The 13521-nt window shown below is 68.5% G+C and carries 10 protein-coding genes; 5 read left to right on the top strand and 5 right to left on the bottom strand.

What is annotated here, in order from left to right:
- Positions 1–236: 236 nt before the first annotated feature.
- From ACIBCK_RS08055 to ACIBCK_RS08035, 5 genes are read left to right on the top strand one after another with little or no spacing between them, the layout of a single operon-like run.
- Positions 237–1922: an extracellular solute-binding protein gene (locus ACIBCK_RS08055; protein WP_399387845.1), complete on the top strand. Its 1686-nt coding sequence runs from the start codon at positions 237–239 to the stop codon at positions 1920–1922.
- 1 nt (position 1923) lies between these two features.
- Complete coding sequence (locus ACIBCK_RS08050) at positions 1924–2946, top strand: ABC transporter permease (protein WP_399387843.1); 1023 nt, start codon at positions 1924–1926, stop codon at positions 2944–2946.
- Entirely contained in the window at positions 2943–3869 is a 927-nt protein-coding gene (locus ACIBCK_RS08045; RefSeq protein WP_399387842.1) for a carbohydrate ABC transporter permease, read from the top strand. Before ACIBCK_RS08050 ends, ACIBCK_RS08045 begins: the two co-directional genes overlap by 4 nt.
- Positions 3870–3877: 8 nt before the next feature.
- Complete coding sequence (locus ACIBCK_RS08040) at positions 3878–5914, top strand: beta-galactosidase (RefSeq protein WP_399387840.1); 2037 nt, start codon at positions 3878–3880, stop codon at positions 5912–5914.
- Positions 5911–6624, top strand: coding sequence for a hypothetical protein (locus tag ACIBCK_RS08035; RefSeq protein ID WP_399387839.1), 714 nt, complete (start codon positions 5911–5913; stop codon positions 6622–6624). Before ACIBCK_RS08040 ends, ACIBCK_RS08035 begins: the two co-directional genes overlap by 4 nt.
- Here ACIBCK_RS08035 and ACIBCK_RS08030 read toward each other — a convergent pair.
- The 5 genes from ACIBCK_RS08030 to ACIBCK_RS08010 all read right to left on the bottom strand — a co-directional run bounded on the left by ACIBCK_RS08030 (position 6621) and on the right by ACIBCK_RS08010 (position 13228).
- Positions 6621–9347: a Tat pathway signal sequence domain protein gene (locus tag ACIBCK_RS08030; protein ID WP_399387837.1), complete on the bottom strand. Its 2727-nt coding sequence runs from the start codon at positions 9345–9347 to the stop codon at positions 6621–6623. The two genes, ACIBCK_RS08035 and ACIBCK_RS08030, sit on opposite strands and share 4 nt — an antisense overlap.
- Positions 9348–9435: 88 nt before the next feature.
- Positions 9436–9984, bottom strand: a complete 549-nt coding sequence (locus ACIBCK_RS08025; protein WP_399387835.1) for a hypothetical protein — start codon at positions 9982–9984, stop codon at positions 9436–9438.
- A 39-nt stretch (positions 9985–10023) separates the two neighbouring features.
- Positions 10024–10929 (bottom strand): carbohydrate ABC transporter permease, encoded by a 906-nt coding sequence (locus ACIBCK_RS08020; RefSeq protein ID WP_399387833.1) that lies wholly within the window; start codon positions 10927–10929, stop codon positions 10024–10026.
- Positions 10926–11915: a carbohydrate ABC transporter permease gene (locus ACIBCK_RS08015; protein WP_399387831.1), complete on the bottom strand. Its 990-nt coding sequence runs from the start codon at positions 11913–11915 to the stop codon at positions 10926–10928. Before ACIBCK_RS08015 ends, ACIBCK_RS08020 begins: the two co-directional genes overlap by 4 nt.
- Positions 11916–11926: 11 nt before the next feature.
- Positions 11927–13228: an ABC transporter substrate-binding protein gene (locus tag ACIBCK_RS08010; protein WP_399387829.1), complete on the bottom strand. Its 1302-nt coding sequence runs from the start codon at positions 13226–13228 to the stop codon at positions 11927–11929.
- Between the last annotated feature and the right edge of the window lie 293 nt (positions 13229–13521).

Genomic DNA, 13521 nt, shown 5'->3' with positions numbered 1-13521 from the left:
CGGTGGAAGTGACGCGTGGTCATTCTTCGGCTGGTTCTTCGGCTTGCTCTTCGACTTGTTCTTCGAAGCGCTTCGATGCTCGGCCCAGCTCAAGCCGATGTCAAGGCGGCATTCGCGCAACACCTCTTGTTACGGCCCAGGCCTTCACTTAACCTCGCAGCAATATCGAAGCGCTTCGAAAGCCGACCGGCGGTGACCGCCGTGTGTCCGGGCACGCGCCACGAAGGGTTGACGCAATGACGCCGAACTCCCTCTCCAGCAGCTCTCGTTCGAGCCGGAGATCTTTCCTCGCCTCCTCGGGCCTCGCCGCGATCGCGGTGGCCGGCGGAGCGCCTCTGCTCGCGGCCTGCGGAGGCAGCGGGTCGAAGAACGAGGGCACCACGACGGGGAAGAAGCTCAAGGACCTGCTCCCCGCGTACACCGCGTCGCAGCTCGTCGGCCCGGACATCCCCGCCAAGAACGGCTCGGCGGCAGGCTTCACCAAGGCCCTGCCCGCGGCGGAGTTGAAGACCTCGGTGTCGCAGAAGCTGGGCAAGGGCGGCGAGTTCACCGTCATGGCACCGATCTGGGGGAACGTCCCGAAGCAGGGCAACCCCTACTGGACGGCGATGGACGAGGCGGCCGGTGTCCGCGTCAAGTGGCAGAACCAGCAGGGCGACACGTACGGCCAGAAGCTGGGCGCCGTCCTCGCCTCCAGCAGTGTCCCGGACGCCGTGGTCGTGCCCGGCTGGGAACTGACCGGCAAGATACCGAGCGCCATCGCCAACAAGTTCCTCGACCTCGGGCCGTACTTGAGCGGCGACAAGGTCAAGGAGTACCCGAACCTCGCGGCGATCCCGAGCGGCGCCTGGCAGCGCTCCATCTTCGGCGGCAAGCTGCGCGGCCTGCCGATGCCCTCCGCGACCACCCCTAACATCGCGCCCTTCTACCGCACCGACCTCTTCGAGAGGGAGGGGCTCGAAGCACCCACCAGCGCCCAGGGGTTCTACGACCTGTGCAAGCAGCTCAACGCCCCCAAGAGCAAGGTGTGGGCATGCGGTGACATGTCCTGGGCCGCCTGGAACATCTTCGGGGTGCTGCCCGAGAAGCCGTACTACTGGAAGCTCGTCGACGGCAAACTGGTCAACCGCTACGAGACCGACGAGTACCTCGAAGCCCTGGAGTGGTCGCGCAAGCTCTATTCGGCGGGCTTCGTCCACCCCGACGCGAAGGCCGAGACCGGCAGCATCGGCGACCTGTGCGCGGCGGGCAAGGTCTGGATGTACTGCCAGGACCTCTCCGACTGGTACGGCAAGGCTGCCGTGCAGCGCGTGGACAACAAGAAGTTCCGCATGGAGGCCTTCGACTACTTCGCCGCCGACGGCGGAGCACCGACGCTGTACGCGCGGCCGCCGGCCGACATCTGGACGTTCATCAGCGAGAAGGCCGACGAGAAGACCGTCCGCGACATCCTCGCCCTCGCCAACTTCACTGCGGCGCCCTACGGTTCGAAGGAGCAGCGCCTTCGCATGTACGGCGTCGAGGGTGTCCACCACACGTACGAGGACGGCGTCCTCACCAAGAACGGCAAGGGCAACAACGAGGTCTTCTCGACGTACGAGTACCTGGCGTCGCCCGCTCCCTTCGTGGCCTATCCCGATCTGCCGGACGTCACCGAGGGCATGGTCGGGTGGCAGCAGCGCCAGGGCGGGCACACGAAGAAGCCGCTCTTCCACGGCATGATGATCATTGAGCCGACCCGGTACACCGAGCTGAACGCCGAGTTCGAGGACCTGGAGAAGGACATCGTGCGGGGCCGCAAGAAGGTCTCCGACATGCAGCAGGCGGCTTCGGACTGGAAGTCGGGCGGCGGCGACAAGCTGCGCGACTGGTACCAGAAGCTGCTCGACGAGACCGGGGCGACCAGCGACTCGGCGTCCTGAGATGGCACAGAGCACCGCTCACGCGCGTGACGAGACCCGGTCGGCGCCCGAGCCGCCGGCCGAAGCCGCGCCCCCCGCCAAGAAGAAGGCACCGCCCCGCGTCCCGCTGCGGCACCGGTTGCGCCGCGACCGCGTACTGCTCCTGATGGTGCTGCCCGCGCTGCTACTCCTCCTCGTCTTCAACTACGTGCCGCTGATCGGCAACGTCGTCGCCTTCCAGGACTACGACCCCTACATCGCCGACAACGCGTTCCGGGCGATGACGCAGAGCCCCTGGATCGGCGTCGAGCACTTCCGGCACATGGTCGAGGACCGGCTGTTCTGGCAGGCGGTCAGGAACACCCTGGCGATCTTCACAATCCAGCTGACGCTGTTCTTCCCGCTGCCGATCGCGCTCGCGCTGTTCATCAACAGCTTCGTGCGCCCCCGGGTGCGGGCGGTCGCGCAGGCGATCCTCTATCTGCCGCACTTCTTCTCCTGGGTCCTGGTCATCACGGTCTTCCAGCAGATGTTCGGCGGGGCGGGCCTGGTCGCGCAGGTCCTGCGGGACCACGGGCACGAGGGCTTCGACCTGATGACCGACCCGGGCCTGTTCAAGTTCCTGGTCACCTTCGAGATGGTCTGGAAGGACGCGGGCTGGGGCGTCATCGTCTTCCTCGCCGCGCTCGCCGCCGTCAGCCCCGACCTGTACGAGGCCTCGGCGATGGACGGCGCGAACCGCTGGCGGCGCATGTGGCACATCCAACTGCCCGCCCTGCGACCGGTGGTGGCCCTGCTCCTCGTGCTCCAGGTCGGCAACGCGCTCACGGTCGGCTTCGAGCAGATCCTGCTCCAGCGCACCGCCGTGGGCCCCACGGCCTCCGAGGTCCTGGACACCTATGTGTGGAACACCGGCCTGGACAACGGCAACTTCGGCTACGGCGCCGCCATCGGCATCGTCAAGGGCGTCTTCGGCCTCCTGATGGTGCTCGGCGCCAACAAGGCCGCCCACCTCATGGGCGAGCAGGGGGTGTACAAGCGGTGAGCGTGCTGAACTTCGGCATCAAGCCGGGCAGCAGGACCGGTCTGCGTCCGGTGTGGGAGGAGCCCCCGACGCGGGCCGGCCTCGCCACCAAGGGCGTGACACTGACCCTGGTCTGTCTGGCGGTCCTCTTCCCGGTGTGGGTGGTGGTCGTCACCAGCCTCTCCTCGGTCAGGACGATCACCGAGACCGGCGGCCTGGTGGTGATCCCCCGGGGTGTCACCTTCGTCCACTACCAGGAGCTGCTCGGCGGCGGCCAGGTGTCGCGGGCCACCCTGGTCAGCGTGGGCGTCACGGTCGTCGGCACGCTCTTCAGCATGGTGGTGTCCGTCCTGTGCGCGTACGGTCTCTCGCGCCCTGGGTCGGTCCTGCACCGTCCGATCCTGCTCCTTGTCGTCGCCACGATGTTCTTCGGCGCCGGGCTCATCCCCACCTACCTGGTGGTGCAGGGCCTCGGTCTCACGGACACCTATCTGTCGCTGATCCTGCCGAGCGCCCTGAACGTCTTCAACATCCTCGTCCTTCGCGCGTTCTTCATGGGCACGGCCCAGGAGCTGATCGAGAGCGCCCGCATCGACGGGGCCGGTGACCTGCGCATCCTGTGGCGGATCGTCATGCCCCTGTCCCGCGCGGTGATCGCGGTGATCACTCTCTTCTACGCGGTGGGCTACTGGAGCGCCTGGTTCAACGCGTCGATCTACCTCAGCGACCCGGACATGATGCCGCTGCAGAACGTCATGCAGCAGCTGGTGATCAAGCAGCAGCGGCCGACGGGCCTGAGTCAGGCGATCAACACCGGACATCTGTCGCCGCTCGCCATCCAGATGGCCGTGATGGTCCTCGCGCTGCTGCCGGTCGCCGTCCTCTCGCCGTTCGTGCAGCGGCATTTCAAGCAGGGCATGCTCACCGGCGCAGTGAAGGGCTGACCCCACCGATGCCTTCCCTCGACGACACCACCCGCGGCCGCATCCTGTTCGGCGGCGACTACAACCCCGAGCAGTGGCCCGAGGAGGTCTGGTTCGACGACGTACGCCTGATGCGCGAGGCCTCGGTCAACTCCGTCACCGTCGGGGTCTTCTCCTGGGCGAGACTCGAACCGCGCCCGGGTGCAAGGGAGTTCGGCTGGCTGGACCGGCTGATGGACCTGCTGCACGCGCACGGCATCGGCGTCATCCTCGCCACCCCGACCTCCGCTCCCCCGCCCTGGCTCGGCCGGCTGCACCCCGAGACGCTGCCGAGGGACGAGAACGGGCAGGTCGAGTGGTGGGGATCGCGCCAGCACTTCGCACACTCCAGTGCCGTCTACCGCAGTTACGCCGCCGCGATCACCGACGACCTGGCCGCCCGGTACGCGCACCACCCCGCGCTCACGATGTGGCACATCAACAACGAGTACTGCACCTACGACTGGGGCGACGAGGCGGCGGCCGCGTTCCGCCGCTGGCTCCGGGCGAAGTACCCCTCGATCGACGCGCTCAACTCGGCCTGGGGAAGCGCCTTCTGGGGCCAGGGCTATGACAGCTGGGCGGAGATCCTGCCGCCCCGCCGCGCCCACTACCTGAAGAATCCCACCCAGGTGCTCGACTTCAAGCGCTTCACGTCCGACGCCCTCCTCGAATGCTTCCGCGCCGAGCGGGACATCGTCACCGCGCACACCCCGCACCTGCCGGTCACCACCAACTTCATGCCGCTGTGGGCGGGGCAGGACGCGTGGAGGTGGGCCACCCAGGAAGACGTCGTCTCCGTCGACATCTACCCCGACCCCAAGGACCCGCTCGGCGCCCAACAGGGCTCGCTGGTAAAGGACATGACCCGTTCGCAGGCGCGCGGCGGCCCGTGGATGCTGATGGAGCAGGCGGCGGGCCCGGTCAACTGGCGCGGCGTGAACCATCCCAAGCCGCGCGGCCTGAACCGCCTCTGGTCCTGGCAGGCGGTGGCGCGCGGCGCGGACGCCGTCTGCTACTTCCAGTGGCGCCAGTCCCGGCAGGGCGCGGAGAAGTTCCACTCCGGGATGCTGAGCCACGCGGGCGAGCACGGCCGCGCCTTCCAGGAGGTCAAGGAGCTGGGCGCCGAGCTGGCCCGGGTGGGCCCCGAGGTGGCGGGCAGCCGCGTCACCGCCGAGGTGGCCGTCCTGCACGACTGGGACTCCTGGTGGGCGAGCGGCCAGGAGGGCCGTCCCTCCTCCCTGGTCGACCACGCGCAGGTGCTCGGCGCCTGGCACCGCGCCCTGTGGGAGGCGAACACCCCCGTCGACTTCGCCCACCCCGAGCACGATCTGACCCCGTACCGCCTGGTCGCCGTGCCGCACCTCTATCTCCTCACCGACGCCGCGATCGACAACCTCCTGACGTACGTGCGCGACGGGGGCACCCTCGTCTGCGGCTTCCTCACCGGCGTCGCCGACGCGGACGACCGGGTGCGGCCGGGCGGGATGGACGCCCGGCTCCGCGCGCTGTTCGGCATCCGCACCGTGCACGAATGGTGGCCGCTGGAGGCCGGGGAGAGCGTGGACTGCGGGGAGTTCACCGGCACCCTCTGGTCGGAGGAGCTGCAGGCCGACGACAGCGCGAAGACGATCGCCGCCTACCGGGGCGGCGAACTCGACGGTCTTCCCGCGCTGCTGCGCCGCGACCGCGCCTGGTACCTGTCCACGCTCCCCGAGCCCGAGGCCCTGCGCGACCTGCTCGCGCGCGTGGCCGCCGAAGCAGGCGTACGGCCCCCGCTCGCAGGCCTCCCCCGCGCGGTGGAGGCCGTACGCCGTGGCGACCTCCTGTTCCTCCTGCACCACGGCCGCGAGCCGGTGACCGTGCCCCTGCCCGGCCGGCATCTCGATCTGCTGACCGGCCGCGCGGCCGAGGGTGCGATCACCCTGGGCCGCCACGGTGTGGCCGTCCTGCGCCCCACCGCCCAAGACGACCGCGGTTCCGACCCGGACCCACGGCCCTCCCCCCACCCTGGAGACGACACATGACACGACACCCCCGCCGCACCCTCACCCGCCTGCTGCTCGCCCCCGCACTGGCGTTGGGCGCGGTGCTCGGCATGGCTTCCGCCCCCGCGCAGGCCGCCGTCTGGAGCTCCTGCGACCAGTGGGGCAACACCAGCCTGAACGGCTACACCCTCTACAACAACATCTGGGGCTCGGGCGCGGGCAGCCAGTGCATATCCGCGGACTCGGGCACGAAGTGGAGCGTGCGCGCCGACCACCCGAACACCAGCGGCATCAAGTCCTACCCGAACTCCAAGAAGGTCATCGGCAAGCCCGTCGACTCGCTGTCCTCGCTGAAGAGCTCGTACGACGTCAAGGTCCCGTCGGCGGGCGACTACAACTCCTCGTACGACATCTGGGACACCGGCTACGACTACGAGATCATGCTCTGGGTCAACTACAACGGGAACGTCGGCCCCCTCGGCACCGCCCAGGGCACCGTGAGCCTGGGCGGTCACACCTGGGCGGTCTACAAGGGCACCAACGGCGCCAACGAGGTGTTCTCCTTCCTGCGCACCTCCGACTCCTCGTCCGGGACCGTCGACATCCTCCCGATCCTCAAGTGGATCAAGAACACCAAGGGCTGGATGGGCAACGAGACCATCGGCGACGTGCAGTTCGGCTACGAGATCAGCGGCTCGGCCGGCGGCCTGGACTTCACCACCAACTCCCTGACCGTGTCCGGCGGTTAGCCGGGGAGTTCGTCGCCGACCAGGGCGAGGTTCTGGATGGCGGCGAGCCCGAACAGCGCGGTCTCGTTGGTGTTGATCCGCAGGTTCTCGTATCCGGGCTCCAGGACCGCAGGGCCCTCCAGGTCCGTCCTGGCCCAGCTCATCGCCTTCGTGTAGCCGTCGCTTTCGTGGAACTTCTGCCAGGCGCGCGCCGCGAGCTTCTCGTCCTCCAGTTGAGAAGCGGCGTACGCGTCCTGGCGGGAGTGCCCCTGGAAGAGCAGCAGGCTGCCGAAGTCCTTGCCGTAGCGCTCCTTCTGCTCGGCCTTGGTGGCGTTGAAATAGCGGCAGTAGTCCAGCCAGGCTTCCTTGAACTTCGGCTGGTCGACGAGGTCGATGAGTTCGGCGCACATCTCGACCAGGCCGAACATCGCCGACAGGTGCGAGACGTTCACGGCGGGCTCGGCGGCCACCGCGAACTTCCCGGTGTCCAGGTCGTAGAGACCGCTGCCCTGGACGAAGCCGTTGGGCTGGGCGGCGATGGTCTCCATGGTGGAGCGCAGGCGGGCCTCGGCCTTGTCCGCCTTGGGGCCGCCTCGTTCCCACTCGGTGAGCCAGGCCGCGGCGAGTCCGCTCCAGTCGGTGCCGAAGCCGATGGACAGGGCGTTGCGGTCGGGTTCGTACGGCTCCGTGCGGATCTTGCGCAGGGGGTCGAGGACGAGGAACGTCTCGTCGGAGTCGACCAGGGCGTGCATCAGGTCGCCGACCCGCTCGTCGGCGGTGAGGAAGTAGTAGGGGCGGCGGTAGACGGCCGTGGAGATCCGCTGCTGCTTCGCACTGTCCGCGAAGTGCTGCACACCGTGCCGGGTGCCCAGGCCCGCCCACTTGCCGAGGTGGTAGGAATCGACCTCGCCGGTGTGCCGGGTCATGGCCTCGGCGAAGCGGAAGATGTCGGCGCGGCCCGAGCGCAGGTAGGCGTACCAGAGCCACAGGTCGGGCGAGAGCTCGGAGTTGTCCCAGGCGTAGCCGCCGACGTCGTACCGCCACTGGTGTCGGTCCTCGTCGTAGGTGTGCATGATGTCGCCGTAGTCCCAGAAGCCGTACCAGCGGCGCTGTTCAGCCTGGTCCTTGTAGTACGTGAAGAGGAAGTCGAGGTGGTCCTCGATCGTCGCCTTCGCGGGCGTGGAGCGGTCGACGGGCGAGAAGAGACCGCCGAAGACGCCCGCCTTCGTCACGTGTTCGGGGGCGGCGGCCAGCTGGGGCGGGGTACGGACGGCGGCGGCCTGGCCGACGAGGGTGGCCGCCGAGGGCGTGGCCGCGTTCGCCCAGAACATCAGCTCGCTGGTGCGGGCGATGCCGTACGGGGTGCCGAAGCCGGGTTCGTAGTCCTCGTAGGTGATGTCGAGGCCCTCGATCTGCTTGGGGTAGGTGTCCTGGCCCATGCCGTCGTGGTACGTGCGCAGGTCCATCGGCTGCGCCTCGGGCGACCAGAGCCAGAGGGTGACCTCGGCCTCGTCACCGGCGGCGCCCCGGATGTCCAGCTGGGCGGGGTGCTTCTCCCAGAAGTCGCGCAGGCCGAAGGAGAATCCGCCGCCGGCCCCGCCGACGTACCCGAATCCACTCGCCCGGCCGCCGCCTCCCGCCGTGATCCAGGTGTGCCCCGGCTTGGTCCGCTTGCGCAGGGTGAACCCGTCGGCGGAGAGCTGGGAGAGGGTGTAGTCGCCCCAGGTGGGGATGTACTGCAGGCGGGTGGTGACCCGCTGGTCCCAGGTCGCCGGGTCCGGCAGCTTCTCGCCCTTGACCTGGGCGGTGCGGATGGCGGCGCCCGGGTCGCGGCGCAGGCCCGTGATCCCCTTGACCGCTTCGGTCAGGAAACCTTTGCCCTCGCCCGCGATGCGGATGTGCCGGTCGTACGCCGCGTCGCGCATCGGCACGCTGAAGCGGACACCCAGGCCGCGGATGAAGTCCTTCTCCGCGTCGCCGTCGTAGGTGATGGTGTGCACCATGCGGAAGGAGTCGGCGCCCGCGTAGAAGTAGAGCCGCACGCTGAAGGGCAGCCAACTGCGGCTTCCCCTGCGGTGCTTGCCGTCGATGCGGACCACGGCGCGTACCGGACCCTCCTGCTCGGCCTTGGCCCCGCTGACCTCACCGTCGAAGCGGTCCCACTTGGCGTCGCCCCGGTCGCCGTCGTCCAGATCGCCCTGCCGGAGCAGAACGAGCCGTCCGTCGGTGGCGATCTGCACGCCGTCGCGGGTGACGGACTCGACGAGCCGCTCGCCGTCCTTGGCGATGACGGCCTTGATGACGCCGGTGTCGACGGTGATCGCCCGACGGGTCTCGGTGACCTTGACTTTCTTGTCCGGTGCAGCGGGTGTCCCCGCCTTGAGGGTGAACTTCTCGGTGCCTGCCGCCGTCGGGCCCACCGCGTGCGCACTCCACTTGAGCGAGCCGTCGGGCCAGTGTGCGGTCTCCCAAGTCTGTACGGGAACGTCCTTGCCGTCGGCGGTGGCGAGGGCGAACTTCTGCCCGGCGGGGTGGGCGCCCTTGGGCCACGGGACGCCGAAGGTGGAGCCCGGTGCGGCACCGAGCCCGCCCTTCTCCAGCCAGCCGATGGCGACGGGCCCTTCGTCCGCTGCCACACGGGGTGCTGCCTCGGCGTCGCCACGGCCGAGCACCCAGCTGAACTGCGCGGCGGCACCGGCCACGGCGGCGGCCTTGAGCAGGGACCTGCGGGGGATCGGAGACATGGTGGTCCTTTCTCGTTGGATGGCTTTGCATGGGCAGGACAGATCCAGACGTGCGGGCGGGGACGGGATCAGCTGCGGAACGCGGGCGTCAGGCCGCCGCGCCACGCCGCTCGACGGCCAGAGCGGCCGCCGCGACCATCCCCAGGGCGGGTGCCGCGAGCGGCAGTGCGAACCACGCGGACCCCACGACCACGGCGAATCCGCACACGATCACCAGCGAACCGGCGGGGTCGCGCAGCGTGCGGCGCACCGCTCCGGTCAGGAGCGCGCGCCACGACGCCCCGGGGCCCCAGGTCGCGGCCGCCCGCAGCCCCGCGACGACGAGGACGAACAGAGCGACGACCCCGACCGCGCCGACGAACGCGCCGCCGGGAAGCCCCGCCCGTACGAACGCGATGTCGGCGAGGAGCAGGGCGAGCGCCGCCCAGCCGGCGAGGCCCACCAGCCAGCCGCGCCGGGCCGCCGCGTGCAGATCCGCGGTGAACTCCCGCCACCCGGAGGTCTCGTGGGCCAGGTGCCGGTTCAGGTGGCGGGACCCCGCCGCGAAGGCGGCGGGGAGTGTGACCAGGGGCAGGGCGGCGAGCGCGATCCACACCCCGGTCAGCAGGCATTCGGCGAAGGTGCCGAAGCGGTCCATGAAGACGGACCTTCTGATGGATGTCCCGCTCACGCGGCCTCAGCCCTTCAGTCCCGACGTGGCCATACCGTCGATCAGGTAGCGCTGGAAGGCCAGGAAGAACGCGAGGACGGGCAGCAGCGCGACGAGGGACATGGCGATCATGCCGCCGTAGTTGGCAAGGCCCTCCTGGTCGACGAACATCTTCAGGCCGAGCGAAACGGTGTACTTCGAGGGGTCGTTGAGATAGATCAGCGGCCCCATGAAGTCGTTCCAGGAGTTGATGAAGGTGAAGATCGCGCTGGTGATGAGCGCGGGCCTGCACAGCGGAAGCACGATCGACCAGTAGATCCGCAGGTGCCCGCAGCCGTCGAGCCGCGCCGCCTCGTCCAGCTCCTTGGGCAGGTTCCGCATGAACTGCACCATCAGGAAGACGAAGAAGGCGTCGACCGCCAGGTACTTGCCGAGCAGGAGCGGCGTGTAGGTGTTGATCAGGCCCATCTTCTGGAACAGCACGTACTGCGGGATCAGGAGCACGTGGTACGGGAGGAGCAGGGTGCCGATCATCAGGGCGAACAGCAGATTGCGGCCCGCGAACCTGATCCGCGCGAAGGCGTACGCCGCGAGGGAGCAGGAGAACAGCACTCCCGCCACCGAACCGAGCGCCAGATACAGGGAGTTGGAGAAGAAGGTGGCGATGGAGATGTCGGCGATCCCGTCGGCCAGACCGGCGTAGTTCGCGACGATGGGGTCGGTCGGGAACAGGTCGAGGCTGCCGACGATCTCGTCGTTCGGCTTGAACGAACCGCCGAGCGCCCAGATCACGGGGTAGAGGACCACGGCGAGGACCGCCAGGGACCCGATGTGCCAGGCGAGCGAACCGGCCGATCGCCGTCGGCGGCCGGGTCGCGGATGGGAAGCGAGCCCCGGATCCGCGGCCGGCTTTGCTGCGTGCGACGCGGTCATCGGGCGCCCTCCTCGTAGTGCACCCAGCGCTTCTGGGACCAGAACAGGACCGCCGTCACCAGTGCCACCGCGAGCAGCAGCATCCAGGCCATGGCTGAAGCGAGGCCCATCCGGCTGTTCTCGAAGCCCTGGACGTAGAGATAGCAGGTGTAGACGAGCGAACCGTCCGCCGGACCGCAGGCGTTGCCGCCCGCACCGCCGCCGACGATGTACGCCGAGGCGAAGATCTGGAAGGAGTGGATGGTCTCCAGGAGAACGTTGAAGAAGAGGACCGGGGAGATCATCGGCAGCGTGATGTTCCAGAACCGCCGCCAGGTGCCCGCGCCGTCCACCTCCGCCGCCTCGTACAGCTCGCGCGGCACCTGCTTCAGGCCGGCCAGGAAGATGACCATCGGTGCGCCGAACTGCCAGACGGTGAGCGCCACCAGGCTGTAGATGATCCACTGCGGGTCGCCGGTCCAGCCGCCGACGTCCATGCCGAAGATCGCCCGCTGCGTACGGTCGACGATGGCGTCGTCGGAGAAGATCGCCTTCCAGACGACGGCGATCGAGACGCTGGCCCCGATCAAGGAGGGCGCGTAGAACGCGGCCCGGTAGAAGGCCTGGCCGCGCCGCTTCTGGTTGAGCAGCAGCGCCACGCCGAGGGCCGCGGCCAGCTTGAGCGGGGTGCCGACGACGACGTACCAGAGTGTCACCTCCACCGACTTGCGCCATCGCGGGTCGCCGAACATCTCGGTGAAGTTGTCGAGGCCGATCCACTTGGGTGCGTCGAACAGGTTGTAGTCGGTGAACGCGAAGTAGAGCGAGGCGGCCATGGGTCCTGCCGTGAGCAGCAGGAAGCCCGCGAGCCACGGCGACATGAAGAGGAACCCGGCGATGTTCTCGCCCCGCCGTCGCCGCCGGGCGGCCTCGGGGAGGCGTCGGCCGCCCGGCGGCGAGGGCTTCTCGGGGGTGGGCGGGGCCACTGAGGCCTGGGGGGACGTCATCGTGCCGCCCATCAGGAACCGAGCGCGGTCTTGCACTCGGTGAAGAACTGCTTCACCGCTTCGTCCACCGACCGCTCCCCCAGGGCCAGTTCCTCCGCGATGCGCAGGAACGCCGCCTCGCAGACGTCCGCGCCCGCCGGGTGCGGCGTGATGGTCTCCAGGACACCGGAGTCGACCAGCTGCTCCTCGTACGCGGCGATCTCCTTGTTGACCGAGGCGATCACCTTGTCCTTCTCCCCGGCCGGCTTGTACGCCTCGTACTGCGCGGTCGTGGTGGGCACACCGCGGTCGTAGCCCATGATCTTGGCGACCTCGGGGTCGTGCACCATGAAGTCGATGAACTGCGCGACCTGCTTGGGGTGTTGCGTGCGCTTGGAGCCGCTGAGCATCAGCGAGCCGAGGTACTGTCCCGTCTTCTTGCCGTCGGTGGTCGGGAGCGGGGCGAGACCGTACGTGCTCTTGCCCTCGGCGCTGTAGCGGACGGTGAAGTTGTCCCAGGTGAACTCGGACGCGGCGATCTCGGCGGCCACGGCCGACTTGGGCTTGATCTGGGCGACCTTCTTGGGGTCGGCGTAGATCCCCGACTTCACCCCGGCGTACCCCTTGGTCCACCACTCCTTGAGGTCGGCCTCGTCGAAGCCCAGGCCGTCCTTGGTGAAGAAGGCCTTGCCCTGCTGGCGCAGGTAGGGGTCGTAGAGGTACATGACGCCGTAGAGTCCGCTGTCGCCCGCCCTGCCCTGCTGGTGGATCTTCTCCATCGCGGTGTGGAAATCGTCCCAGGTCCAGCCCATCTTCGGGGTGACACCGGCCTTCTCGAAGACCGGCTTGTCGATCACCAGGGCCATGGAGTTGCTGCCGACGGGGACGCCGAGCAGCTTGCCGTCGACCTCGCCGAACTTCTCCAGACCGGCCCGGAATCCGTCCAGGCGCAAGTTGCCCGCCTTGGCCTGCGCGTTCAAGTCGAGCAGCACGTTGCGCTGGTCGTACTTGCGCAGGAAGCCGATGGCGTTCTGGAAGACGTCGGGCGGATTCCCGCCGGACGCCTGGGTGTTGAACTTCTTCCAGAAGTCGAGGTAGGGCTGGAAGTCCGTCTTCACCTTGATCTTCGGGTGCTTCTTCTCGAAGAGCTCGATGGTGCGGTTGATCCGCTTGGCGCGGTCGTCGGAGCCCCACCACGCGTACCGGATGGTGACGGTCCCGTCCCCGGATCCGCTTCCGCCACCGCAGCCCGCCGCGGTAAGCCCGAGGGCCGCCAAGGAGCCACCGGCCAGCTTCAACAGGCCGCGCCTGTCAACTTCCCCATTCGTCGGCACAGTTCGTCCTCCGCTACGCGATTGAATCGTTTTAGGAAAGCGCTTGCCGGGACAAGGTAGGGAGCCGCGACGAGTACGTCAACGGTTCGGGCGGTAACAGTCGAAGCGCTTCGAGGCAGCGGGCTCCAACTCCGATATTTCGAACGAGTTTTCTTGCGCGAAACGTTGACGCGGACCGGTCGGCGCCCTAGCTTCATCGCGTCGTACTTCGTACGTCATATATGAGACGCGATACGCGATGACTGCACGACGGCCCTGAGCGATGACCGCACGAAGGCCGCACGACGACTGAG

The organism is Streptomyces sp. NPDC051218, from assembly GCF_044455475.1.
Taxonomy (GTDB): Bacteria; Actinomycetota; Actinomycetes; order Streptomycetales; family Streptomycetaceae; genus Streptomyces.
The sequence above is the reverse complement of the archived record's forward strand: the minus strand, read 5'-3'. Positions and strand labels throughout refer to the sequence as shown.